Origin of the sequence: Bradyrhizobium sp. WSM471 (assembly GCF_000244915.1) — a bacterium.
In the GTDB taxonomy this organism is placed as follows: domain Bacteria; phylum Pseudomonadota; class Alphaproteobacteria; order Rhizobiales; family Xanthobacteraceae; genus Bradyrhizobium.
In genome coordinates this window covers 2,693,751-2,716,623 of record NZ_CM001442.1, presented here as the reverse complement: position 1 = coordinate 2,716,623, position 22,873 = coordinate 2,693,751, and the positions used below count along the sequence as shown (strand labels likewise).

The following is a 22,873-nucleotide window of genomic DNA, read 5'->3' as shown; positions in this document are numbered from 1 at the left end:
GATGGCGGCGGACATCCGAGGACGACCTCAGGCCATCACCATTGGCGTCTCCTCCGTCAGCCCGTATACGCGCTGCGCCTTTGAAAAGCCCGCGATCGGGAATTCGCCGAGCTCGTGCCAGTCGTGGCGGCAGACATTGGCGAACATTTCCGAGGCGACGACGGTCCGCCCCAGGCGACCCGTGATCTTCTCGAGCCTGGCGGCAAGGTTCACGGCGGGGCCGATGCAGGTGAAGTCGAGGCGGTTGCCGCCACCGATATTGCCGTAGAGGATGTTGCCGACGTGGAGCGCCACGCCGAAGCGGAAGCGCTCGATGACGTCGCCGACCGGATACGCGAGCGCCTCGACGCTGGCGCGGGATTCGCGTGCCGCCTCCAGCACGCGCGTGCAGACATGCGCGGTATCGCCGACATATTCGTCGATGGGGAATACCGCGAGCAGGCCGTCGCCCATGAATTTCAGCACCTCGCCGCCATGGCCGCGGATCGCGGCGACTTGGCAGTCGAAATAATGGTTGAGGATCTCGACCACGGTCTCGGCCGGCAGCCGGTCCGACAGTGCGGTGAAGCCGCGCAGATCGGAGAGCCAGATCGCAGCCTGCATGGTGTCGTTGTGGCCGCGGCGGATCTGACCGCCAAGGATGCGCGCGCCGGCACGATTGCCGACATAGGTGTCGAGCAGCATCTCGGCGGTGCGGCGCAGGCTGATGATCTCGGTGATGCGCGCGAGCGGTTTGAGGATGGCGTGAATCGCCGCGATGTGGTCATCAGTGAAGCCGCCTGGATGGCGCGTGGTCCAGCTCGTCGCGTGGACCGAGCCGTCGAGAAACTGCATTGGCGTCGCGACGTAGTCGGTTACGCCTTCGGCTCGCATATCGTCGAAAAAAGGGAAATGCTTGCTGCCGGGATCGTCCATGCGTCCCCGCACCTCAAGTCCCTGCTCGAACACGACCCGCAGCGGACTTCTGGCGAATTCCGGCGTCTCCAGGATCTCGAAATCGACCGTGCCGATCTCGACCTCCTCGCCCTCCCGCCAGATGAAGTTGCGACCGAAAATTTCGGGATGCAGCGTGCGGATGAAGATGCCGAACCGCCATAGCGGCAGACCGGCTGCGACCATCCGTTCGCAGGCTTCCGCCGTCATCTCGGCCGGGGCCTTCGACGACCAGGCGCCGTCGATCAGCCAGCTGGTGATGCGTTGGAGCTCGGAGCTTTCCATGTCCGCATTTGCGGACGAAGTTGTGGGATCGTCAAGCTGCGCGGTGGGCGACTGGCGCGATACAAGCGCCTCGCGCAATGCTAGCGCCCGACCTGGCCGCGGTCGCGCAGGAAATGATCCGCCAGCACGCAGGCCATCATGGCTTCGCCAACGGGGACGGCGCGGATGCCGACGCAGGGATCGTGGCGGCCCTTGGTCATGATCTCGGTGTCGGCGCCGTTGCGATCGACGGTGAGACGCGGCTGCAGGATCGACGAGGTCGGCTTCACCGCAAAGCGCACCACCACCGGCTGTCCGGTGGAGATACCGCCCAGCACGCCGCCGGCGTGGTTGGACAGAAAACGCGTGCCGTCATTGCCGGTGCGCATCTCGTCGGCGTTCTCTTCGCCGGTCAGTTCGGCCGCGCCAAAGCCGGCGCCGATCTCGACGCCCTTCACCGCATTGATGCTCATCATTGCGGAGGCGAGCTCGGCGTCGAGCTTGGCGTAGATCGGCGCGCCAAGGCCAGCCGGCACGCCTTCGGCGACGACCTCGATCACCGCGCCGATCGAGGAGCCGCTCTTGCGGATGCCGTCGAGATAGGTCTCGAAGAACGCGGCCTTGTCCTTGTCGGGACAGAAGAACGGATTCTTCGCGATCTCGTCCCAGTCCCACTTCGCCCGGTCGATCTTGTGCGGCCCGATCTGCACCAGCGCGCCGCGCACCTTCACGTCGGGCAGCACCTTTCGCGCGATCGCGCCGGCGGCGACGCGCGTTGCGGTCTCGCGCGCCGACGAGCGGCCGCCGCCGCGATAGTCGCGCAGGCCGTACTTCGCTTCATAGGTGAAGTCGGCATGACCAGGGCGAAACTTGTCCTTGATCTCGGAATAGTCCTTCGAGCGCTGGTCGGTGTTCTCGATCAGCAGCCCGATCGGCGTGCCCGTCGTCACCTGCACGCCGGTCTCCGGATGCGCCATCACGCCGGAAAGAATCTTGACCTGGTCCGCCTCCTGACGCTGGGTCGTGAAGCGCGACTGGCCGGGCCGGCGGCGATCAAGATCACCCTGGATGTCGGCCTCGACGAGCGGGATCATGGGCGGGCAGCCGTCGACCACGCAGCCGATCGCCACCCCATGGCTCTCGCCGAAGGTCGTGACGCGGAACATATGGCCGAAGGTGTTGAAGGACATCGCGAACTGCCGCTTGGCGTTGACGTTTTGCACGGACGTTGGTCAACGTCGTAGCGCCGAGGAGCATTGGGTTCAACCCTAGTTCCGTCATTCCGGGGCGATGCAAAGCATCGAACCCGGAATCTCGAGATTCCGGGTTCGCCCCTTCGGGCGCCCCGGAATGACAGTTGCTTAACTAAACTTCTCCAGCCGCCCGTCCCGGAACACGTAGACGGCGCCCTGCTCGATATAGAGTTCGGCCGCGCTCGCCGGCGTCTCAAGGCCGAGTGAAACCATCAGGGCCCGGCAGGTCCCACCATGGGCGACCGCGACGGTGTCTGTACGGAGCTGGTCGTACCAGGCGCGCACTCGGACCTGCACATCGGCGTAAGTCTCCCCGCCCGCGGGGCCCACCGTCCATTTGTCAGCGAGGCGCCGGGCGTAGATCTCGGGATCGGAGGCCTCGCTCTCGGCCAGCGTCAGCCCCTCCCAGGTACCGTAGCCGATCTCACGCAGGCGATCGTCGAGCGCATAATCCGCAGTCGGCAGTTCGAGCTTGCTCCGCGCCAGTTCCATGGTCTCTCGCGCGCGGCCAAGCGGACTCGACACGTAGGGTAATGCTGCCTTGTCGCGGCCTTCGCGCTTGAACAGATCGGCGAGAATGCCGCCGGCCTGCACGGCCTGATCGCGACCGCGCGCGTTCAGCGGAATGTCCCTGGTGCCCTGAAGCCTCCCGAGCGCATTCCACTCGGTCTCGCCATGGCGCAGATAATAGATCGTGGGCACGGGCATTCCAGATTCAGAAACTAGTCCTTCGCGCCGAACGAAATGTCAGGCGCGTCCGGGCGCTTCATGCCGAGCACGTGATAGCCGGAATCGACGTGGTGCACCTCGCCGGTGACGCCGCGCGAGAGGTCGGAGAGGAAATACAGCGCGCTGCCGCCGACGTCTTCCGTGGAGACGTTGCGCCGCAGCGGCGCGTTGGCCTCGTTCCACTTCAGGATATATCTGAAATCGCCGATACCGGACGCCGCGAGGGTCTTGATCGGCCCCGCCGAGATCGCGTTGACGCGGATGTTCTTCTCGCCGAGATCGGCGGCGAGATAACGCACGCTCGCTTCGAGCGCCGCTTTCGCGACGCCCATGACGTTGTAGTGCGGCATCCACTTCTCGGCGCCGTAATAGCTGAGCGTGATGAGCGAGCCGCCGTCGGTCATCAGCTTCTCGGCGCGCTGCGCCACGGCTGTGAACGAATAGCAGGAGATCAGCAGCGACTTCGAAAAATTCTCCTGCGTGGTGTCGACGTAGCGGCCGTCGAGCTGCTCGCCATAGGCGATCGCATGCACCAGGAAGTCGATCTTGCCCCACTTCTCCTTCAGCACCGCGAAGGCGGCATCGATGGTCGCGGCATCGGTGACGTCGCAATGGCCGAGCACGAGCCCGCCGATCTCGGCGGCGAGCGGCTCGACGCGCTTCTTCAGCGCATCGCCCTGATAGGTGAAGGCGAGCTCGGCGCCGGCCGCGTGGCATGCCTTGGCAATGCCCCAGGCGATCGAGCGGTTGTTGGCAACGCCGAGGACCACGCCCCGCTTGCCTTGCATCAGACCTGAATTCTGCGCCATTTTGCTAACGTCCCGTCGAGCTCCCGGTGAGGTTTGGAGGTACACCAGCCCTCCGTTGCGGTACAGTCCTAATACGCGGCGTTAACGCTGTTTCAAGCGCCGGAATAGCCGTTCCGGTCGGGTGTTATGAACGTTGTGGCGCTCGCGCCGACATCAGGACGTCAAGACCGCAATGAGTGCGTTTCGCCAGAGTGTTGAAGCCATGATCCCGGCGTTGCGCCGCTACGCCCGCGCGCTCACGCGCGAGGCGGATGCGGCCGACGATCTAGTGCAGGATACGCTGGTGCGGGCGCTGCGTTCGGAGCGCCTCTTCCTCGGGGGCGACGTCAGGAGCTGGCTCTATACGATCCTGACCAACCTCAACAAGAACCGGCGGCGCTCGCTGGCACGACGGCCGCAATTCATGCAGCTGACGGAGAACAACCCGGATGCCAGCGGGACCGAAGCCGAAGGGCGCGATATCGAGAGGGCGCTGGCGACGCTCGTCGAGGAGCAACGCTCGGTGCTGCTCCTGGTGATGCTGGAGGGCATGAGCTACCGCGAGGTCGCCGACATCCAGGGCGTGCCGATCGGCACCGTGATGTCGCGCCTGGCACGCGCCCGCGCCCACGTTAAAGCCTCGCTGGAGGGTGAGCGCCCGGCGCTCAGGCGGGTGAAATGATGGCAGGATTGATGCATCGCGCCGGTCGTTTCTCCTGCATGGCATGGGAAGCGGCGCAGTTGAACCACGAAGAACATTTTGGGCCGCAGAGCCAGAGACGATCGATATGAACGACCGCAAGATCCCAGTGACCGAGGACGAACTGCACGCCTATGTCGACGGCGAGCTGCCGGCCGAGCGCCGCGCCGATGTCGAGGCCTGGCTTGCCGCGCAGCCTGAGGATGGCGAGCGCGTGCAGTCCTGGCGCGCCATGGCCGAGATGCTGCACGCCCGCTACGATTCCGTCGCCCAGGAGCCGGTGCCGGCGCGGCTCGAGCTCGAACGGCTGGAGCGCCGCCCGCGGCACTGGCTCTATGGCGCCGCCGCGGCCGTGCTGGTTGCCTTCGTCGCCGGCGGCACCGCCGGCTGGGTGGCGCATGGCGCCGCCAACGCGCCCTCGACCTTCCAGAGCTTTACGACCGACGCACTCGACGCCCACCGCCTCTATGTCGTCGAGGTTCGCCATCCCGTCGAGGTCGGCGGCAACGAGCGCGACCACCTCCAGGCCTGGCTGACCAGACGCTGCGGCTGGACCGTGTTTGCACCGAACCTGGAGGCGAGTGGACTGAAGCTCGTCGGTGGCCGGCTCTTGCCGGGGCCGAACGGGCCGGCGTCGTTCCTGATGTATGAGGGCGCCTCGGGCGAGCGGTACACGATCTACACCGCCAAGACCGAGAATGGCGCGACGCAGATGCGCTACGCCAGAACGGACAAGGACGAGGCGCTGTTCTGGGCCGAGCGCGGCGTCGGCTACGTCGTCAGCGGTGGCAGCGACCGCGATCGGCTGACCAAAGTGGCGCAAGCGGTCTACGACCAGGCAGAGAAAAACGGCACCTAGACAACCACGCAAACGCGGTGCCTCGATTCCGACATTGAAAATTTGGAATGAAGACATCGGCGCGTCTCATTATCGCACCGGATGATCACGCGAAAATGAGCAGCGTTCGATCCGCCGATCGACGCGGGCGGCCTCGATTGGGGTTTTTGGTACCGCGCTGGTCCCCCTCTCGAGGCCGCACCTTTTTATCGGCTGCCCCGCCGGACAGCCGACACGTCGAGCACGTGAGCCAAGAAGGGCTACCACGCCTCGGGCATATGATGAGCATCATCTCGATGGACGACGCTCTCAGTCTTTAGGAGAACCCCTTCAGCTGCCGATCTCGCCCAAAGCGCGATCAATCGCGCTTCAGCTCTTGTTTGCACATGACTTTCCGGAAAACCGCTACACGCTTTTCCGGATCATGCGTTAGCCAAGCCCGCTACGTGGATTGTAGGGGTGCTGGTCCCGCCACTTCTCCATCAATGCTTCAAGCTCGGCGTCGTTCCCGTCCGGTAGCATAATCCTGACAGTGACAAAGAGATCCCCGGTTCCGCCAGCTTTCGGCAATCCCTTGCCCTTAAGGCGGAAGGTCCGGCCACTGGAGGTGTTTTGCGGGACCGAAAGCTCCACGGCATTGCCGAGGGTGGGCACCCGGACCTTGCCGCCGAGCACCGCCTCGTAAAGCGTGACCGGCAGGTCGATCCTGAGATCGGCGCCCTCGATCTTGAAGAACGGATGCGGTGCGATGCCGATCGTGATCAGGAGATCGCCCGGCGGATGGCCCTGAGCGCTCTCGCCCTGTCCCCGCAACCGGATCTGCTGACCCTCGGTCACGCCGGCCGGAATCTTGACGTTGAGTTCCTTGCCATTCGGTAGCCGGACGCGCTTCTCGCCGCCCTTGACCGCCTCTTCCAGCGAGACGGTCATGGCGACAGTGACGTCGAGATCGAGCCCGATCCCGCCGGTGTCGAACTCGAATTGGGCACCGCCGCCGGCCCCGGGGCGCGGACGCTGCCCACCGCCGAACATGCTGTTGAGAATGTCCTCGAACGCGCCGCCGCCCGGACCAGGGCCCGCGCCGCCACCGCGGAACGTATAGCTCTCGAACCCGCCAGGACCGGCGCGACCGCGCGGCCCGCCGCCGCCCGGAAAGCCCTGGAAGCGCGGCTTGCCGTCGGCGTCGATCTCGCCGCGATCGAATTGCTTGCGTTTGTCCTCGTCGCCGAGGATCTCGTTGGCCGTATTGAGCTCAGCAAAGCGCTCGGCCGCCTTCGGGTCGTTCTTGTTGCTGTCGGGATGGTGCTTCTTGGCAAGCTTGCGATAGGCGCTCTTGATCGCGGCAGCGTTGGCGCTCCGCGGCACCCCCAAGACCTCATAGGGGTCGCGCATCCGTCACGTCTCCTTCAAGAAATCGAATTGTTCAAAGGGCTCCCCGCCCCACCTGCGTCTCATGTGGGGGGCGAGTGGTATTTTTGCAACTAGCCTGGTGAAGCGATTCCTAGCTCCGCCACGGCTTTAGCGTATGAATCTCCCAACTGCCACGGCTGCTTTGGCAGCCGGCGCCCTGGAGCCAGCTTTCGGTGCTGCCGTTGACGTAGCTCGCCAGGAAGTCGCGGCACCTGCGGCCGTCCTCGGCGGCATAGGCTTGCGCGATCGGCGTGACCGAACCGCGCGCCCCGGTTTCCGGATTCTCCCAATGCTGGCTGGAATCCTTGTCGTTCTTGCTGAGGACGTCGGAGGCGGCGTTGCGGGCGAAGGCGAGATCGGTCTCGGTCGGTGCCGCCACTCTGGCCGGCATTGCGATCGAGCCGGTGAGATCGCTGTCGTCGGCCTTGGCGTAGGCACTCTTTTCATTGCGGGAAAAGCTGCAACCGCCGGTGCCGAGCCCGATCAGAATGATCGTCATGACGAAGCCGGATGGCCGGATCGCCAATAGGCCAACGCGTCCCCATACCCTATATAGGGCGGTAGCAGACACCAGCGCGTTTTGGACCGCAGGACGCAACTCGGACCCCAGACATGACCGACACGACCTCGATGAAACACCAGACACCCTTAACATCCGGTGATTTCACCGCCGCCGACGAGCCGTTTGCGCTGTTCGAGGCCTGGCTGAACGAAGCCATCAAGAGCGAGCCGAACGATCCGAACGCCATGGCGCTCGCCACCGTCGACCCCGACGGCCTGCCGGACGTGCGCATGGTGCTGATGAAGGGCTTCGATATCGATGGTTTCGTCTTCTACAGCCACATCGCCAGCCAGAAGGGCCGCGAACTCGCCGCAAATCCTAAGGCGGCGTTACTTTTTCACTGGAAGTCGCTGCGCCGTCAGGTCCGCATCCGCGGCAACGTGACGCCGGTGACCGAGGCCGAGGCCGATGCCTATTTCGCCACCCGCCCGAAGCAGGCGCAGATCGGCGCCTGGGCGAGCAAGCAGTCGCAGGAGCTGGAGAGCCGCTTCGCGTTCGAGCAGGCGATCGCCAAGGTCGCCGCCAAGCACATGATCGGCGAGGTGCCACGGCCGCCGGGCTGGAGCGGCTGGCGTATCACGCCGTCGCGTATCGAGTTCTGGCATGATCGCCCATTCCGTCTGCACGACCGCATCGAATTTCGCCGTGACGCGGCCGGCCAGAAATGGTCCAAGACGCGGATGTATCCCTAGTATTTTGTTCGAGCATGATCCTTTCGTAAAGCCGCTGCACGTTTTGCGCTAACGCGGCCCTCCGGATCCAGATCATGCTCCAACCTGAAAGACCTTCATGCCGCAGCCTTCCAACGCGCCGCGCCGTACGCTGCTCCTGACCGGGGCGAGCCGCGGCATCGGCCATGCCACCGTGATCCGTTTCTCCTCGGCCGGCTGGCGCGTCATCACCTGCTCGCGACATCCGTTCCCGGAGGATTGTCCCTGGGATGCGGGCCCTGAGGACCATATCCAGGTCGACCTCGCCACCCCCGCCGATACCACCCGCGCGATCTCCGACATCCGCGACCGTCTCGAAGGCGGGATGCTGCATGCGCTGGTCAACAACGCCGCGATCTCACCGAAGGGCGCCGGCGGCTCCAGGCTCGGCTCGATCGACACCGACCTCGACACCTGGACGCATGTGTTCAACGTCAACTTCTTCGCGCCGATCATGATGGCGCGCGGGCTGATCGAGGAACTGAAGACGGCCAAGGGCTCTGTCGTGAACGTCACCTCGATCGCGGGCTCGCGCGTGCATCCCTTCGCAGGCGCCGCCTACGCAACCTCGAAGGCCGCGCTGGCATCCCTGACGCGCGAGATGGCCTCCGATTTCGGCCGCGTCGGCGTGCGCGTCAACGCGATCGCGCCGGGCGAGATCGACACCTCGATCCTGTCGCCGGGTACCGAGAAGATCGTCGACCAGCAGATCCCGATGCACCGGCTCGGCACGCCCGACGAGGTCGCCAAGATCATCTACGTGCTGTGCACGGACACCTCGTCTTACGTCAACGGCGCCGAGATCCACATCAACGGCGGCCAGCACGTGTAGGTCATTGCGAGCGCAAGCGCTCCTCGCAATGAGATGTTGGAAACAACGCCGGGGAAGCAAGGCGATCCAGACAACGCCGCCGCAAGACCTGGATCGCCCTTAGCTTCCGTTCCTCAATCGAGTCGAATCCGACGTGACCTCTCGCGTGGCTGCGGAGCGGCCGTGCTGATTGCGGTCGAGCAATCGTCGTCGTTCTCACCGTCGAGCAGCGGAGCACCACAGTGCCGGCACATGCGTGCCGACATCGACGACGCCTTGCCGCTCGCCACGACGTGGCGATAGCTCGCCAGATCGATGACGTTGGGGGGCGTCGTTATGTGTTTTTCAACCATGGTTGTTCCTCGCGGCTTACCTGCTCCTTATCGCAGACAAGCTTCGCGTAAACGTTCAGCCCACTGCTCAAATTTTACCGGAGGAATTGGGGCGGCGAGCACACATCGCCGTGCGGCCGCAATCCCGCTCTATTCTGCGACACCAGGCACCAGGTCTCTGCGTCGGGCGTAAGGTCTCGGTAGCTATTACAGCCACTTCTTCCACTTGAAGATCCAGTACGGAACGATCGCCGCGATCAGCATCAAGACCAGCGCGAACGGATAACCGTGCGCCCATTCGAGTTCCGGCATCGACTTGAAGTTCATGCCGTAGATCGAGGCGATCAGCGTCGGCGGCATCAGGACAACCGCCATGACCGAAAACAGCTTGATGATGTTGTTCTGCTCGAGATTGACGACACCGAGCATGGCGTCGAGCACGAAGGTGATCTTGCTGGAGAGGTAGGAGGCGTGATCGGTCAGCGAGACCACGTCGCGCTGCATGGTCTTGAGCTGCTCGCGCATGTCCTTCGACCATTTCACGCCCTCCACCACCGCCGACAGGAAGGCGACGACGCGGCCGATCGAGACCAGGCTCTCGCGAACCTTGGAGGTCAGATCGCCCTTGCGGCCGATCGAGATCAGGATTTGCGAATATTGCTTGGCGTGACCGTGGCGCTCGCTCTCCGGCTCGAAGATGTCATGCGAGACCTGGTCGATCTCGGCGCCGCAGCGCTCCAGGATGTCGGCGCAGCGGTCGATCACGGCATCGAGCAGCTCCATCAGCACCATCTCGCCGGTGACGGCCGGCGCGCAGGACCGGGCCAGCTTGGCCTCGACCAGCGCAAAGGGCTTGGGCTGGTCATAGCGCACCGTCACCAGGCGGTGGTCGCCGAGAATGAACGTCACCGCCGTGGTCCGGGGCATATCGGTATCGGAGTGGCACATCAGCGTCGCGGTCATGTAGCGCGCGCCGTTCTCCATATAGAGGCGGCTCGAGATCTCGATCTCCTGCATGTCCTCCCGGGTCGGGATTGCGATCCCCGAGAGCTTCTCGACGGCCTTGTCCTCGGCGGCAGTCGGGTTGACCAGGTCGATCCAGACCGCATGCTCCGGGACTGCCGCGAGATCCTCGACGACGGCCTTCTTGAGAGAGGACTCGGAGGGAACGAACACAGAAAACATGCACAACTCCAGCAGGGGCCTGCGACAGACTGACAGCCCTTAGCGCGATTCTGACAAGTTGATGATGACAAGCACATTAACGGAGCGTTTGCATTTGTGGCGACGCCGTGGCCCAACTGTGGCACGGAATCGACACATCCCCCCGTTTCGCCCAGAAACCGACTCTGACCCGTAAAACTTGCGGCAGAAAAGCCACAGGTAAGGTCTTGCAGCGCGGTAGAAGCTTCGTAAGGCTGGAATTGTGGCAGATTTCAACGATAATGGAGCCAACGGAATCGTGGAATTGGGCTGGTTCAAGCCCCACGAAAGCTTGTTGTTGTCGATTGGAACCAAATCATGTCGTCGCTGAAAGTTACGCTGGGTATTTTGGCCGCTGGCCTGATGCTGTCGGGCTGCATGCAGGCCACGCATTTTGAAGCGACCGACACCAAGGCCTTCAAGCCGAAGGACAAGGAACTCCTTGCCAAGGTTCGGTACGAGAACACCCCGGTCGCAGAGCCGTTCCGCCGCGCCATCGTCGAGTACCACCGCAAGGAATCGCCGGGCTCGATCGTGGTCGATTCCGACAACCATTACCTCTACTACGTCCTGGATGGCGGCAAGGCGATCCGCTACGGCATCACCGTCGGTGAAGAAGCCATGGCATGGTCCGGCATTGCCAAGGTCGGCAGCATGACCGAATGGCCGGCCTGGCACCCGACCCCCGGCGAGATTTCGCGCCTGGGCGTGCCCACCTTCGTCGCCCCCGGTCCGGACAATCCGATGGGGTCGCGCGCGATGTATCTGTATTCGGGCGGCAAGGACACATTGTTCCGCATTCACGGCACCAATCAGCCTGAATATATCGGCGCCTCGATCTCGTCGGGCTGCATCCGCCTGACCAACGAGGACGCGATCGACCTCTATGGCCGCGTCAAGGTCGGCACCATCGTCGTGGTGCTCGAACCGAAGCATGGCGATTCGCCCTACAATTCGCGCCTCGCACTCGGCGGCAGCCAACCCGGCCAGGCGAACTACTGATCAGGTACCTGATCTCAGACATTCAAAGCGCCGGTTTCACCGGCGCTTTTTTGTTGCCGGCTTGTGCGGCTGGGCTTTGTGGCCCTCGGCCGCCGGGTTGTCCGCAGGCACAGGCGATTTCTCCGCCGCCTCGTCGTCAACTCCTTGCGTCGTCTCGGGCTTGGTCTCGGGCCTGGTCTCGGGCTTCGCTTCAGGTTTGGCCGCGACCTCACGCGGCGGCGCCTCCTCGGGCCGTTCCGCCGGCAGGAGCGGGGCAACCTGCGGCAGGGGATCCCAGACGTTCCACTGGCAGATCCGGTAGTCGTTGCGCCGCTGCGCCAGATCGAGATGGATATGGTCCTCGTGGTACCAATCCGAGCCGGGGCCGAGCACGGTCGAAAAACGCGAGCAGACCGAATGCAGCACGCGCTCGCGCACCTCGCGCGACATGGTGCGGTCGGTGAGGCCGAGCGATTGCCCGTTAGCGAGCTTGATGGCACGCACATCGATCGCGTTGGCCTTGCCGTGCTCGGACAGCAGAGCGCCGACAACGCGGTTGCGGCCGCGGCACTCGAAGCTGTCGAAATTGTCGAGATCGCTGATGGTCGAGCCGAGGCTCGCGGCCAGCGGCACCACGTCCTTGCGCACCCAATCGGCGATTGCGGACGCCATGGTGCAGCGGAGGATCGCCGCCGGCTTGACCGCCACCTTGCGCTTGTCCGGCAGCACGATGGCTTCGAGCCGCACCAGATCCTCGCCGCCGCAGGCGCCAGGGCCGCGGATATCCGGGATCGAGGGCGCGATCGCAATCTCCTCGGTCAGCGCGAGGCGGCACGCCGAGGCCTGCTTCTCGGGCGGCGGCGCCGCCTCGGCGGGCTTGGTGGCGCCAGGTTTGTCCGCGGAAGGCTTGCCGTCGGTCTCCGCAGGAGCCTCGTCCGACGCCTTGGCCGGCGCCTTGGGGGCATCCTCGGGGCGGGGCCTTGGGAGCGGGATCTTGCCAGAGGTATTGGCAGAATGAACCGTCGCGCGCGGCCGTGGTGCAGCAATACCAAAGATATCCAGCGGGGCCCCATATTTGCGCGCCTCTGCCCGATCCGCGAGCCCGAGCGCGACGGTAACCATCGCCGCGCCGACGGACATATAGCCGCGACAAGACCATTTGCGGCGAAAGGCGGGCAGGTTAAAACTCATGACAATTCTTTGGCCCAACGCTGAGAGCGACAATCCGCCCAGCGGCTTCTCGGAGGAACGACGGAATGCTTGGTTTGATGCAAGACTGGCCCCTGCTCTGCCACAGGATCATCGAACATGCTGCCAAGATTCATGGCAAGCAGGAGGTCGTGACGCGCTCGGTCGAGGGACCGATCCATCGCACCACCTATGCCGACATCCACAAGCGCGCGCTCAAGGTCTCGCAGATGCTGGAGCGCGACGGCATCAAGCTCGGCGACCGTGTCGCAACGATCGCCTGGAACACCTGGCGCCATCTCGAGGTCTGGTACGGCATCATGGGGATCGGCGCCATCTGCCATACCGTCAACCCCCGCCTTTTCCCCGAGCAGATCGCCTGGATCATCAACCATGCGCAGGACCGCATCGTGATGACCGACATCACGTTCATTCCCGTCCTGGAGAAGATCGCCGACAAGCTGACAAGCGTGGAACGCTACGTCGTGCTCACCGACAAGGCGCACATGCCGCAGACGAGGCTGAAGAACGTGGTCGCCTACGAGGACTGGATTGCGGAGGCCGACGGCAAGTTTAAATGGAAGGACTTTGACGAGAACACGGCGGCCGCGATGTGCTACACATCAGGCACCACCGGCGATCCCAAAGGCGTGCTGTATTCGCATCGTTCCAACGTGCTGCACGCGCTGATGGCCAACAATGTCGACGCGCTCGGCACCAGCGCCTCCGAGACCATGCTTCCCGTGGTGCCGCTCTTCCACGCCAACAGCTGGGGCATCGCCTTCTCCGCGCCCTCGCAGGGCACCAAGCTCGTGATGCCCGGCGCCAAGCTCGACGGCGCCTCGGTCTATGAGCTGCTCTCGACCGAGAGGGTGACGCATACCGCCGGGGTGCCCACGGTGTGGCTGATGCTGCTCCAGCACATGACCGCCAACAATCTCAAGCTGCCGGACCTGAAGATGGTGATCTGCGGCGGCTCGGCGATGCCGCGCTCGATGATCAAGGCCTTCCTCGACATGGGCTCGAACGTCCGCCACGCCTGGGGCATGACCGAGATGAGCCCGATCGGCAGCGTCGCGGCGCTGAAGCCGCCGTTCCAAAATGCAACCGGCGAGGCGCGGCTCGACGTGCTCCAGATGCAGGGCTACGCGCCGTTCGCCGTCGAGATGAAGATCACCGACGATGCCGGCAAGGAACTGCCGTGGGACGGCACGACCTTCGGCCGCCTCAAGGTCGCCGGCCCGGCCGTCGCCAAGGCCTATTACCGGGTCGACACTGACATCCTCGACGAGGACGGCTTCTTCGACACCGGTGACGTCGCGACCATCGACGAAGCCGGCTACATGCGGATCACCGACCGTTCCAAGGACGTGATCAAGTCCGGCGGCGAGTGGATCTCCTCGATCGAGCTGGAGAACCTCGCAGTCGGCCATCCCGCTGTGGCGGAAGCCGCCGTGATCGGCGTGTTTCATCCCAAATGGGACGAGCGTCCGCTGCTGATCGTGCAGCTGAAGCAGGGCCAGCAGGCCAGCCGCGAGGACATCCTGAAGTTCATGGACGGCAAGATCGCCAAATGGTGGATGCCCGACGACATTGCCTTCGTCGACGGCATCCCGCATACGGCGACGGGCAAGATCCTGAAGACCGCGCTGCGCGACCAGTTCAAGGAATACCGCTTCCCGAACGCGGCGGCGTAGGCGGCCAAACCAACCACCGTCATTCCGGGCGATGCCATTGGCATCGAACCCGGAATGACAGACCGTAACATCCCGGGAACCCTTGAATTTGCCTCGGGGCCGTGGTCTCAACGGGCCCCATAGTCGTGCCAGATCGGCCGGCACCGTCCCCGAGACCCGGCAGAGCTCACCCGATGGCCCGCAGGTTTTCCGCTCCCTATCAGTCGGAGCCCGTGTCCAGCCTCGCGAGCTGGGCGCGCAATCTGGCCGTGTTCGCCGTGGTGGCGGTGGTGGTCTCGACCATCATCGTCCGGTTCGGCTTCCTGGAGATGAAGCCTGCACTCGCGACCTTCTTCGGCGGGCTTGGGATTGCGGCGCTCTCGATCCTGTTGGGGCTCGCCGGCTTCGCCGCGATCTGGCAGAACGGCTCGCGCGGCATGGCGCGCATCCTGCTTGCGTTCCTGATCGACGGCGCGATCCTCGCCTATCCCGCTTATCTCGGCCTGCAATACCGCAAGCTGCCGGCGATCCACGATATCACCACCGACCCGATCGACCCGCCGCGCTTCGACGCACTGGCCCGCTTGCGCACCGGCGATGGTGCCAACACCGCTGTGTATGCCGGCCTCTATTCGGCCGAGCAGCAGCGACATTTCTATCCCGATATCGAGCCGATCGAACTCGAGATCTCAGTCGACCGCGCCTATGCGATCGCGCTTCAGCTGGTCAACAAGCGCAAATGGCTTGTCATCGACGAGCGTGCGCCGCAGCCGCCGCGCCGCATCGGCCGCATCGAGGCGGTCGCGCGCTCGCCGATCATGGGGTTCCGCGAGGACGTCGCGATCCGCGTCGTGCCCGACGGCGAGGATTCCCGCGTCGATATCCGATCTGCCTCGCGCTATTTCGAGAGCGACCTCGGCAGCAACGCCGCGCGCGTGAAGAAATTCATCGACGACCTCAACACCGCCGCCGATGCCGACGCACTCAAGCCGGTGAAGAAGACGCCGGTGGCGCCGCCGAAGGCGCCGGCGAAGACGGTGAAGAAGTAGGGTTCTGTCATTCCGGGGCGACGCGAAGCGGCGGGCCCGGAATCCATCGGCCGCAGCATCCGCGGATAAATGGATTCCGGGTTCGCGCTAACGCGCGGCCCGGAATGACGAGAGACTAGCCCGCCATCCGATAGGTCCCGCCAATCACGGGATCGCCGTCCGTCGCCACCACGCCGCGGGCGACCAGGTCTTCCAGATGCGCCAGCACGGAGTAGCCCGCCGCGGTGGTGAGCCTCGGATCGATGCCGATATAGATCGCCCGGACCATGGTCGGGATGTCGGTCTCGCCCTTGGCAAGGCGGTGCAGGATGGAGGCCTCGCGCGCCTTGCGGTGACGGATCAGGAAGCGCACGAAGCGCGGACCGTCCGGAATTTCGGGGCCGTGGCCGGAGAAATACACATCCTCCTCGCGCGCGGCGAGACGATCCAGCGATTCCATATAGTCGATCATCGAGCCGTCGGGTGGCGCCACGATCGAGGTCGACCACCCCATCACGTGATCGCCGACGAAGTTGAATTTCCGCTCGGGCCAGGCAAAGGCGAGGTGATTGGCGGTATGACCGGGTGTCGCCACGGCCTCGAGCCGCCAGCCGTCTCCTTCGACCACGTCGCCATGGGCGATCCTGATATCGGGCGCGAAGTCGCGGTCGGCGCCGGATTCCGGGTTGTGCTTCTCGCTCTCGAAGCGCGGGCGCGAGGCGCGGTGCGGGCCTTCGGCGTAAACTGGCGCGCCGGTCGCCCGCTTGATCCGCGCGGTGTTCGGCGAATGGTCGCGGTGGGTGTGGGTCACGAAGATATGGCTCACCGTCTCGCCGCTGACGGCATCGAGCAGCGCCGCCGCATGCGCCTCGTCGTCCGGACCGGGATCGATGATCGCGACGTTGCCTCGGCCCACGATGTAGCTGACCGTGCCGGTGAAAGTGAACGGGCTCGGATTGTTACAGAGCACGCGCCGCACGCCCGGGCGGACTTCCTCGACGATGCCGGGCTTCAGCGGAAAGTCGCGGTTGAACGGGACGTCGTCATTGTCGGACATGGCTTGCTCATAACTTCCTGACTTCGTCATGCCCGGCCTCGTGCCGGGCATCCACGTTCTTCCCGTGGTCTAAGACGCGGATGGCCGGGACAAGCCCGGCCATGACGCAATTGGAGAGTTCAGTCGCATCCCACACTCGGGCGGCTTGCTCAGAAAAACGCCTGAATGCCCGTGATCGCGCGGCCCAGGATCAGGGCGTGGACGTCGTGGGTGCCCTCGTAGGTGTTGACGGTCTCGAGGTTATGGACGTGGCGCATCACGTGATACTCGATCGAGATGCCGTTGCCGCCGTGCATGTCGCGCGCGACGCGGGCGATGTCGAGCGCCTTGCCGCAATTGTTGCGCTTCATGATCGAGATCATCTCGGGCGCGAACTTGCCCTCGTCCATCAGGCGGCCGACGCGCAGCGAGCCCTGAAGGCCCAGCGCGATCTCGGTCTGCATGTCCGCGAGCTTCTTCTGCACGAGCTGGGTCGCAGCGAGCGGCTTGCCGAACTGCTTGCGGTCGAGCGTGTACTGGCGGGCCCGGTGCATGCAGTCCTCGGCGGCGCCGAGCACACCCCATGAAATGCCGTAGCGGGCGCGGTTGAGGCAGCCGAACGGGCCCTTCAGGCCGGAGACGTTGGGCAGCAGCGCGTCTTCCGGAACCACGACGCCGTCCATCACGACCTCGCCGGTGATGGAGGCGCGAAGCGACAGCTTGCCGCCGATCTTCGGTGCCGACAGGCCCTTCATGCCCTTCTCCAGCACGAAGCCGCGGATCTGGTTGTCGTGCGCGGCCGACTTGGCCCAGACCACGAACACGTCGGCGATCGGCGCGTTCGAGATCCACATCTTGCTGCCGGTCAGGCGATAGCCGTCCGACACCTTCTCGGCGCGGGTTTTCATGCCGGCCGGATCGGAGCCGGCGTCAGGCTCGGTCAGGCCGAAGCAGCCGACCCACTCGCCGCTGGCGAGCTTCGGCAGGTACTTCTTGCGCTGGTTCTCGTCGCCATAGGCGTAGATCGGATACATCACCAGCGAGGACTGCACCGAGTTCATCGAGCGGTAGCCGGAATCGACCCGCTCGATTTCGCGCGCGACGAGACCATAGGCGACATAGCCTGCATTGGCGCAGCCATATTCCTCCGGCAACGTGATGCCGATCAGGCCGAGCTCGCCCATCTCATTGAAGATCTCGCGATCCGTCTTCTCTTCGAGATAGGCCTTGGCGACGCGCGGCAGCAGCTTGTCCTGGGCGTAGGCGCGCGCGGTGTCGCGCACCATGCGCTCGTCTTCGGTGAGCTGCTCGTCGAGCAGGAACGGATCGTCCCACTGGAAAGAAGCCGAAGCCGGCTTGTCCTTGGCCTGAGGGCGCGCGGTCATGAAACGTCCTTTCGTCTGGTTCCGTCAAAATTTGCCCGACAACGTAAAGCGCCGCGGCAACAAGTGCAATTGCGTTGCAGATGTACGGGTCTGCGTGAATCCCGGGACCCGCGAGGCGCGCCTCGGGGGATTCGCTTCGCGCACCCCGAGATGACAGCGCTAGCTTTCGAGCAGCTCGTTGGCGACGATCTCGATGCCGAAGCCGGAAAGCCCCTTGTAGTCGTGCACCGAAGAGGTGAGATGCCGGATCGAGGTGACGCCGAGATCGCGCAGGATCTGTGCACCGACGCCGACTTCGCGCCACTGCCGGTTGCGGTCAGCCTCGGTCGCGCTCTCATCGGGCAGCGGCGCCACGGGGACACCGGCCGCGCCGTCGCGCAGGTAGACCAGAACGCCACGGCCGGATTTCTTGAAGTGCTCGAGCACCGCCGCCATGCGCTTGTGGCCGGTGAAGATGTCCTTGACGATGTTCGGCTTGTGGAAGCGTGTCAGGACGTTCTTGCCGTCGCCGACGCCGTTGTAGACGAAGGCGACGTGGGCGATGGAATCGAACGGCGAGCGGTAGGCATAGCCCTGCAGCGGCCCGATCGGGCTCTCGGTGACAAAGGTCGAGACCCGCTCGATCAGCTTCTCGCGCACCTGGCGGTAGGCGATCATGTCGGCGATGGTGACGTGCTTGAGCTTGTGCTGCGCGGCGAAGCGGGCGACCTGCTCGCCTTTCATCACGCTGCCGTCGTCGTTCATCAACTCGCTGATGACGCCGACCGGCGGCAGGCCGGAGAGCTTGCACAGGTCGACCGCGGCCTCGGTATGGCCGGAGCGCAGCAACACGCCGCCGTCCTTGGCGATCAGCGGGAAGATGTGGCCGGGACGGGCGAAGTCGTTGGCGCCGGCGTTGGGATTGGACAGCGCGCGGCAGCACGAGGCGCGCTCCTCGGCCGAGATGCCGGTGCCGCCGTCGGGCTTGTAGTCGATCGAGACCGTGAATGCGGTAGTGTGCGCTGAATCGTTGTGGGCCACCATCGGATCGAGCCGCAGGCGGCGCGCATCTTCGGTCGTGATCGGCGCGCAAACGATGCCGGAGGTGTGGCGGATGATGAACGCCATCTTCTCGGCGGTGCAGAACGAGGCGGCGACGATCAGATCGCCCTCGCCCTCGCGATCATCGTCGTCGGTGACGACCACGAGCTCACCCCGGGCAAAGGCCTGCAAGACTTCCTGGACGTTATCCGGCATTTCCCAATCTCTGACGGTTATGGCCCGGAGGCTTAGCCGGACTTGGGCCGGGGCGCTAGTGTCCCCGGCGCAACCACATATGCCGGACCGCAGCCCTGCCCGACGGGCGGCTTGCACCGGGCATACCAGGGATATGGGCGCGGAGAAGCCCGTTGAGAAGCCGGCCGGGGCGCGGTCAGGGCAGCACTTCGCGCCGCTCGCCGAGCCGCTGATCGAGCTCGGCACGCTTGTCGGCCAACAGGCCGGCTTGAGCGGCCTCGATCACCGTGAACAGCTCATGGGCGTCGCTGAGCCGGGTCACGGTGACATAGCTGGCGCCAGCGGCGTAGAGTTCGCCCACATCCGACAACAGATCGGCCGTGGCAATGATCATGGCGGTCGGGTTGAGGGTGCGGACATGGCGGACCAGCTTCTCGTTGCTGGCCCCCTTCAGAAGCGCATCCGGGACGCTGAGGATGATCATCTCGGACTTGCCCACGCCGGCATGGAGCAGCGTGTCGGCGCTGCTGATATCGCCATAGACCACGTGCAGGCCGCGCGAAAGCAGCGTCTGGTACACATTGGGATTGAAGTCGATTACGGTGATCTGCTCGAGCAGCACCGGTGCCTGCCGTTCGATCTCGGCCAGCAGCGCGCTCGCCGCACGGAAAAAGCCGAGGATGACGATGCGGCGGGCCTCGCCATGGCCTTCGTGCCCTTCCTCGCCATGACCGTTGCCGTGGTCGAGATCGCGCAGGCCAATCCGCTTCAGGGGGCCGATCGCCCAGCGGGTGATTTCGTCGCTGCGGGTCATCACAAAGGTCGAGAGCACCGCCAGCACCACGAAGGCGAAGGAGGCCGCATTCGCCGTCTCGGCTGCGATGTGGTGGTCGGCGACGCCGGTCTGGATCACCACCAGCGAGAACTCGGAGATCTGCGCGAGATTCAGGGCCGGCAACAGGCTGGCGCGCAGGCCCTGTTTCATCAGATAGAGCGGGGCGAAGGTGGTGACGAGGCGGCTCACCACCGTGAACGCCGCGATCATCAGGGCAAGCCCGATCACGGAGAGGCCGGGCACCGGAATGGTCATGCCGAGCGCGACGAAGAACAGCGTGATGAAGAAATCGCGAAGCGTGGTGACCTTGGCCGTGACGTCGAGCGCGTAGGGAAAGGTCGAGAGCGAGACGCCGGCGATCAGAGCGCCCATCTCGCGCGACAGCGACAGCCGCTCGGCGGTCTCGGCGACCAGGAAGCACCAGGCGAGCGCGCCGAGCAGGATCAGCTCGGGGCGGCGGGCGATCTGGTGAAACAGGCGCGGCAGCACGTAGCGGCTCACCAGCAGTGCGGCGGCGACCAGCACCGCGACGCGGCCGATCGAGAGCAGGATGACGCTGATTTCCAGATTGGCAAGGCTCGGCTGCACCGCCAGAAACAGGATGGCGAAGATGTCCTGGAGCACCAGCACGCCGAGGGTGATGCGGCCCGGCAGCGTGTCGAGCTCGCGCTTCTCGTAGAGCACCTTGACGATGATGACGGTGCTCGACAGCGCGCAGGCGACACAGAGGTAAACCGCGTCGAACTGTCCGCCCCCGAGCGATAGGCCGATGCCGGCGAAGAACAGCACCCCGAGCACGCAGCCGCCGAGGAGCTGGCCGCCCGCCGCGAACAGGATGACCTTTCCGGCCCGCACGATCTTCTTCAGGTCGATCTCCAGGCCGATCATGAACAGCATGAAGATCAGGCCGAGCTCGGAGATGACGCTGATCGATTCCTGCGACTTGACCCAGCCGGCGCCAAATGGACCTATGCAGAACCCGGCGATAAGATAGGCCAGGATCAACGGTTGCCTGGAAAAGTGGGCAAGCAGGCCCAGCATCCAGGCAAACAGGATACAGAGAGTGATGTCGCGAATGAGCTCGTGCATGCCAGATTGGTCCGTTTTGCCGCACCCTAGTGATCGAGTGCGGCGCGGCAAGCGAGCAATTCGTCACATGCGGATGGGGCTCGCCATTGCAATGCTGCTATGCCCCCTCGCCTCCTCCGTACCGGCAGCCGCTCAATCCAAGGTCAATATCGAACAAAGCTTTGCCGATTCCCTCACCGCACTGCCGAAGGAAGAACTTGCCGTCTCCGGCGGCTTCTACGTGCCCGCCTATTCCAGCGTCGCGATGAGCCAGGGCAAACTGCGCGTCGACTTCTCGGTGACCTTGAGCGTGCACAACGCCTCCGAGACGCAAGCCCTGGTGGTCAAACGCATCGGCTATTTCGACACCGCAGGCAAGCAGGTCGAGAGCTATCTGAAGGCGCCCGTCGCGTTGAAGCCCCTCGCCACCGTCTCGATCTTCATTCCGACCGACGACGTACGCGGCGGGACCGGAGCCAACTTTCTCGTCGATTGGGCTGCAACAAGCGAGATCGCCGAGCCTGCTGTCGAGGCCTTGATGGTTGGCGGCGTCGCCAATGCGCATTACGCTTTCATCAGCCAGGGCCGTCCGACCCGAACGGTCGGCAAGAAGTAAGCAAGAAGCACGACTGACCGGCGCAAGGCGGGCAGCCTGACAAGAAAGAATAGAACGAGGAACGCCCCCATGACGTCCAGCTTCGATTTTGCGCCCCTGTTTCCCGCAGGGCTGCCGGCCCCCTCTGCGCGCTGGACGGGCCTCGCCAAATACAGTTTTGTCGGCGGCAACAACGACTCCGAGCAACTGCCGCTCGATCATCTGATCGAGGCGGCTAACCTCGCTCTGCAACGCGAAGGCCGCTCGCTTGCCACTTACGGGCTGGCACATGGTCCCCAAGGCTATCTGCCCTTGCGCGAATTCCTGGTGACGAAACTCAAGCGCGATGCCGGCATCAACTGCACGGTCGACGATCTGCTGATCGTCTCCGGCTCGCTGCAGGCGCTCGACCTCGTCAACGCCACGCTGCTGACGCGCGGCGATACCGTGATTTTCGAGCAGGATAGCTATCAGGGCTCGCTGACCCGTTTGGCCCGACTCGGAGTCAACGTGGTTGGCATTCCCCTCGACAAGGACGGCATGCGCATGGACGTGCTTGCCACGACGCTGGCCGACCTCAAGGGCCGTGGCATCCGGCCGAAATACATCTACACCATTCCGACGGTGCAGAACCCGACCGGCAGCATCATGCCGGAGGGCCGCCGCACCGAGCTGTTGCGGCTGTCGGCAGACTATGGCGTGCCCATCTTCGAGGACGATTGCTATGCCGATCTGGTCTGGTCAGGACAGCGGCCGCCGGCGATCCATGCGATGAGCCCGAACGGCGGCGTGATCCATATCGGCTCGTTCTCGAAGTCGATCGCGCCCGCGCTGCGCGTCGGCTTCATCGTCGCGCCCTGGGATGTAATGTCGCGAATGCTGGCGCTGAAGACGGACGCCGGCTCCGGCGCACTGGAGCAGATGGTGCTTGCTGCCTATTGCAAGCCGCATTTCTCGACCCACGTGCCGGCGCTGACGAAGGCGCTGCGCACCAAGCTCGACACGCTGATGGAAGCCGTCAACGAGCAGTTCGGGACGGCAGCCGAGTTCGAGGAGCCGAAGGGCGGCATCTTCCTGTGGGTCAAGCTGCCCGATCAGGTGGATACGCTGAAGCTGTATCAGGCCGCGCTTGCCGCCGGCGTCTCGATCAATCCGGGGCCGGAATGGTCGACCGACAAGAACCATTCCAGATCGCGACTGCGGCTGTGCTTCGCGAGCCCCTCGCATCAGCAGATCCGCGAGGGCGTCGCCGTGCTGGCCGAGATCTGCCGCAACGAGTTCGGCGTGCCGGCCCGCAGCGCCAATGTGGAGAAGGCGTCAGTGTGAGGGCGAC

General features: G+C 64.5%; 22 protein-coding genes. 9 read left to right on the top strand and 13 right to left on the bottom strand.

Translation table 11 applies throughout. The features are described from left to right. Positions 1-27: 27 nt before the first annotated feature. From BRA471DRAFT_RS11775 to fabI, 4 genes are all read right to left on the bottom strand, one after another. Positions 28-1,218, bottom strand: a complete 1,191-nt coding sequence (locus BRA471DRAFT_RS11775; protein ID WP_007607383.1) for an adenylate/guanylate cyclase domain-containing protein — start codon at positions 1,216-1,218, stop codon at positions 28-30. Between the two features lie 80 nt (positions 1,219-1,298). Then, a complete protein-coding gene (gene aroC / locus BRA471DRAFT_RS11770) occupies positions 1,299-2,387 on the bottom strand; it encodes a chorismate synthase (protein ID WP_007607382.1) in 1,089 nt (362 codons plus the stop codon). 171 nt (positions 2,388-2,558) lie between these two features. After that, entirely contained in the window at positions 2,559-3,158 is a 600-nt protein-coding gene (locus BRA471DRAFT_RS11765) for a histidine phosphatase family protein (RefSeq protein ID WP_007607381.1), read from the bottom strand. 14 nt (positions 3,159-3,172) lie between these two features. After that, positions 3,173-3,988, bottom strand: a complete 816-nt coding sequence (gene fabI, locus BRA471DRAFT_RS11760) for an enoyl-ACP reductase FabI (protein ID WP_007607380.1) — start codon at positions 3,986-3,988, stop codon at positions 3,173-3,175. A gap of 172 nt (positions 3,989-4,160) precedes the next feature. On the opposite strand from fabI, the gene BRA471DRAFT_RS11755 reads away from it, so the two are divergent. Both BRA471DRAFT_RS11755 and BRA471DRAFT_RS11750 read left to right on the top strand, forming a co-directional pair. Next, positions 4,161-4,649: a sigma-70 family RNA polymerase sigma factor gene (locus BRA471DRAFT_RS11755; protein ID WP_007594679.1), complete on the top strand. Its 489-nt coding sequence runs from the start codon at positions 4,161-4,163 to the stop codon at positions 4,647-4,649. Positions 4,650-4,755: 106 nt separating this feature from the next. Then, the gene (locus BRA471DRAFT_RS11750; RefSeq protein ID WP_007607379.1) at positions 4,756-5,526 is read left to right on the top strand and encodes an anti-sigma factor; all 771 of its coding nucleotides are present in this window, start codon (positions 4,756-4,758) and stop codon (positions 5,524-5,526) included. Between the two features lie 408 nt (positions 5,527-5,934). Here the strand turns inward: BRA471DRAFT_RS11750 and BRA471DRAFT_RS11745 are convergent, their stop codons facing one another. Together BRA471DRAFT_RS11745 and BRA471DRAFT_RS11740 are read right to left on the bottom strand one after the other, a co-directional pair. Then, a complete protein-coding gene (locus tag BRA471DRAFT_RS11745) occupies positions 5,935-6,897 on the bottom strand; it encodes a DnaJ C-terminal domain-containing protein (protein ID WP_007607378.1) in 963 nt (320 codons plus the stop codon). Positions 6,898-7,006: 109 nt separating this feature from the next. Beyond that, on the bottom strand, positions 7,007-7,414 hold the full coding sequence (locus tag BRA471DRAFT_RS11740; RefSeq protein WP_035974878.1) for an RT0821/Lpp0805 family surface protein: 408 nt from the start codon (positions 7,412-7,414) through the stop codon (positions 7,007-7,009). Between the two features lie 113 nt (positions 7,415-7,527). Between BRA471DRAFT_RS11740 and pdxH the strand changes: the two genes are divergently transcribed. Continuing rightward, on the top strand, positions 7,528-8,169 hold the full coding sequence (pdxH, locus tag BRA471DRAFT_RS11735; protein ID WP_007607376.1) for a pyridoxamine 5'-phosphate oxidase: 642 nt from the start codon (positions 7,528-7,530) through the stop codon (positions 8,167-8,169). A gap of 97 nt (positions 8,170-8,266) precedes the next feature. After that, positions 8,267-9,019: an SDR family NAD(P)-dependent oxidoreductase gene (locus BRA471DRAFT_RS11730; protein ID WP_007607375.1), complete on the top strand. Its 753-nt coding sequence runs from the start codon at positions 8,267-8,269 to the stop codon at positions 9,017-9,019. A gap of 113 nt (positions 9,020-9,132) precedes the next feature. Here BRA471DRAFT_RS11730 and BRA471DRAFT_RS36795 read toward each other — a convergent pair whose 3' ends face one another. Together BRA471DRAFT_RS36795 and BRA471DRAFT_RS11725 are read right to left on the bottom strand one after the other, a co-directional pair. Then, the gene (locus BRA471DRAFT_RS36795) at positions 9,133-9,351 is read right to left on the bottom strand and encodes a hypothetical protein (RefSeq protein ID WP_007607374.1); all 219 of its coding nucleotides are present in this window, start codon (positions 9,349-9,351) and stop codon (positions 9,133-9,135) included. 186 nt (positions 9,352-9,537) lie between these two features. Continuing rightward, complete coding sequence (locus BRA471DRAFT_RS11725) at positions 9,538-10,515, bottom strand: magnesium transporter CorA family protein (RefSeq protein ID WP_007607369.1); 978 nt, start codon at positions 10,513-10,515, stop codon at positions 9,538-9,540. A 336-nt stretch (positions 10,516-10,851) separates the two neighbouring features. On the opposite strand from BRA471DRAFT_RS11725, the gene BRA471DRAFT_RS11720 reads away from it, so the two are divergent. Next, positions 10,852-11,535 carry a L,D-transpeptidase gene (locus BRA471DRAFT_RS11720; protein ID WP_007607367.1) on the top strand — a complete coding sequence of 228 codons (684 nt, stop codon included), beginning with the start codon at positions 10,852-10,854 and terminating at the stop codon, positions 11,533-11,535. A 36-nt stretch (positions 11,536-11,571) separates the two neighbouring features. Here BRA471DRAFT_RS11720 and BRA471DRAFT_RS11715 read toward each other — a convergent pair whose 3' ends face one another. Next, positions 11,572-12,705, bottom strand: a complete 1,134-nt coding sequence (locus tag BRA471DRAFT_RS11715; RefSeq protein WP_007607366.1) for an extensin family protein — start codon at positions 12,703-12,705, stop codon at positions 11,572-11,574. A 65-nt stretch (positions 12,706-12,770) separates the two neighbouring features. Between BRA471DRAFT_RS11715 and BRA471DRAFT_RS11710 the strand changes: the two genes are divergently transcribed. Together BRA471DRAFT_RS11710 and BRA471DRAFT_RS11705 are read left to right on the top strand one after the other, a co-directional pair. Next, positions 12,771-14,399, top strand: a complete 1,629-nt coding sequence (locus tag BRA471DRAFT_RS11710) for a fatty-acid--CoA ligase (protein WP_007607365.1) — start codon at positions 12,771-12,773, stop codon at positions 14,397-14,399. A 173-nt stretch (positions 14,400-14,572) separates the two neighbouring features. Further along, positions 14,573-15,427 (top strand): DUF1499 domain-containing protein, encoded by an 855-nt coding sequence (locus BRA471DRAFT_RS11705; protein ID WP_007607361.1) that lies wholly within the window; start codon positions 14,573-14,575, stop codon positions 15,425-15,427. A gap of 115 nt (positions 15,428-15,542) precedes the next feature. On the opposite strand, the gene BRA471DRAFT_RS11700 is transcribed toward BRA471DRAFT_RS11705, so the two are convergent. The 4 genes from BRA471DRAFT_RS11700 to BRA471DRAFT_RS11685 all read right to left on the bottom strand — a co-directional run bounded on the left by BRA471DRAFT_RS11700 (position 15,543) and on the right by BRA471DRAFT_RS11685 (position 20,966). Further along, positions 15,543-16,463 carry an MBL fold metallo-hydrolase gene (locus BRA471DRAFT_RS11700; RefSeq protein WP_035973870.1) on the bottom strand — a complete coding sequence of 307 codons (921 nt, stop codon included), beginning with the start codon at positions 16,461-16,463 and terminating at the stop codon, positions 15,543-15,545. Positions 16,464-16,612: 149 nt separating this feature from the next. Beyond that, positions 16,613-17,827, bottom strand: coding sequence for an acyl-CoA dehydrogenase (locus BRA471DRAFT_RS11695; protein ID WP_007594720.1), 1,215 nt, complete (start codon positions 17,825-17,827; stop codon positions 16,613-16,615). 159 nt (positions 17,828-17,986) lie between these two features. Next, positions 17,987-19,063, bottom strand: coding sequence for a 3,4-dihydroxy-2-butanone-4-phosphate synthase (gene ribB / locus BRA471DRAFT_RS11690; protein ID WP_007607359.1), 1,077 nt, complete (start codon positions 19,061-19,063; stop codon positions 17,987-17,989). Positions 19,064-19,238: 175 nt separating this feature from the next. Next, a complete protein-coding gene (locus BRA471DRAFT_RS11685; RefSeq protein ID WP_007607358.1) occupies positions 19,239-20,966 on the bottom strand; it encodes a cation:proton antiporter in 1,728 nt (575 codons plus the stop codon). A 67-nt stretch (positions 20,967-21,033) separates the two neighbouring features. Between BRA471DRAFT_RS11685 and BRA471DRAFT_RS11680 the strand changes: the two genes are divergently transcribed. Then, a complete protein-coding gene (locus BRA471DRAFT_RS11680; protein ID WP_007607357.1) occupies positions 21,034-21,561 on the top strand; it encodes a DUF3124 domain-containing protein in 528 nt (175 codons plus the stop codon). Positions 21,562-21,630: 69 nt separating this feature from the next. Then, positions 21,631-22,866, top strand: a complete 1,236-nt coding sequence (locus BRA471DRAFT_RS11675) for a PLP-dependent aminotransferase family protein (RefSeq protein ID WP_007607356.1) — start codon at positions 21,631-21,633, stop codon at positions 22,864-22,866. Positions 22,867-22,873 lie beyond the last annotated feature (7 nt).

Excerpts from the sequence above, each read along its gene's own strand:
- BRA471DRAFT_RS11765 (WP_007607381.1), bottom strand. The coding sequence starts at position 3,158 with ATGCCCGTGCCCACGATCTATTATCTGCGCCATGGCGAGACCGAGTGG.
- BRA471DRAFT_RS11675 (WP_007607356.1), top strand. The coding sequence starts at position 21,631 with ATGACGTCCAGCTTCGATTTTGCGCCCCTGTTTCCCGCAGGGCTGCCG.
- BRA471DRAFT_RS11740 (WP_035974878.1), bottom strand. The coding sequence starts at position 7,414 with ATGACGATCATTCTGATCGGGCTCGGCACCGGCGGTTGCAGCTTTTCC.
- BRA471DRAFT_RS11730 (WP_007607375.1), top strand. The coding sequence starts at position 8,267 with ATGCCGCAGCCTTCCAACGCGCCGCGCCGTACGCTGCTCCTGACCGGG.
- BRA471DRAFT_RS11700 (WP_035973870.1), bottom strand. The coding sequence starts at position 16,463 with ATGTCCGACAATGACGACGTCCCGTTCAACCGCGACTTTCCGCTGAAG.
- BRA471DRAFT_RS11715 (WP_007607366.1), bottom strand. The coding sequence starts at position 12,705 with ATGAGTTTTAACCTGCCCGCCTTTCGCCGCAAATGGTCTTGTCGCGGC.
- pdxH (WP_007607376.1), top strand. The coding sequence starts at position 7,528 with ATGACCGACACGACCTCGATGAAACACCAGACACCCTTAACATCCGGT.
- BRA471DRAFT_RS11705 (WP_007607361.1), top strand. The coding sequence starts at position 14,573 with ATGGCCCGCAGGTTTTCCGCTCCCTATCAGTCGGAGCCCGTGTCCAGC.
- BRA471DRAFT_RS11725 (WP_007607369.1), bottom strand. The coding sequence starts at position 10,515 with ATGTTTTCTGTGTTCGTTCCCTCCGAGTCCTCTCTCAAGAAGGCCGTC.
- BRA471DRAFT_RS36795 (WP_007607374.1), bottom strand. The coding sequence starts at position 9,351 with ATGGTTGAAAAACACATAACGACGCCCCCCAACGTCATCGATCTGGCG.
- BRA471DRAFT_RS11695 (WP_007594720.1), bottom strand. The coding sequence starts at position 17,827 with ATGACCGCGCGCCCTCAGGCCAAGGACAAGCCGGCTTCGGCTTCTTTC.
- BRA471DRAFT_RS11710 (WP_007607365.1), top strand. The coding sequence starts at position 12,771 with ATGCTTGGTTTGATGCAAGACTGGCCCCTGCTCTGCCACAGGATCATC.
- BRA471DRAFT_RS11755 (WP_007594679.1), top strand. The coding sequence starts at position 4,161 with ATGAGTGCGTTTCGCCAGAGTGTTGAAGCCATGATCCCGGCGTTGCGC.
- BRA471DRAFT_RS11745 (WP_007607378.1), bottom strand. The coding sequence starts at position 6,897 with ATGCGCGACCCCTATGAGGTCTTGGGGGTGCCGCGGAGCGCCAACGCT.
- BRA471DRAFT_RS11680 (WP_007607357.1), top strand. The coding sequence starts at position 21,034 with ATGCGGATGGGGCTCGCCATTGCAATGCTGCTATGCCCCCTCGCCTCC.
- BRA471DRAFT_RS11685 (WP_007607358.1), bottom strand. The coding sequence starts at position 20,966 with ATGCACGAGCTCATTCGCGACATCACTCTCTGTATCCTGTTTGCCTGG.
- BRA471DRAFT_RS11775 (WP_007607383.1), bottom strand. The coding sequence starts at position 1,218 with ATGGAAAGCTCCGAGCTCCAACGCATCACCAGCTGGCTGATCGACGGC.
- BRA471DRAFT_RS11750 (WP_007607379.1), top strand. The coding sequence starts at position 4,756 with ATGAACGACCGCAAGATCCCAGTGACCGAGGACGAACTGCACGCCTAT.
- aroC (WP_007607382.1), bottom strand. The coding sequence starts at position 2,387 with ATGTCCTTCAACACCTTCGGCCATATGTTCCGCGTCACGACCTTCGGC.
- fabI (WP_007607380.1), bottom strand. The coding sequence starts at position 3,988 with ATGGCGCAGAATTCAGGTCTGATGCAAGGCAAGCGGGGCGTGGTCCTC.
- ribB (WP_007607359.1), bottom strand. The coding sequence starts at position 19,063 with ATGCCGGATAACGTCCAGGAAGTCTTGCAGGCCTTTGCCCGGGGTGAG.
- BRA471DRAFT_RS11720 (WP_007607367.1), top strand. The coding sequence starts at position 10,852 with ATGTCGTCGCTGAAAGTTACGCTGGGTATTTTGGCCGCTGGCCTGATG.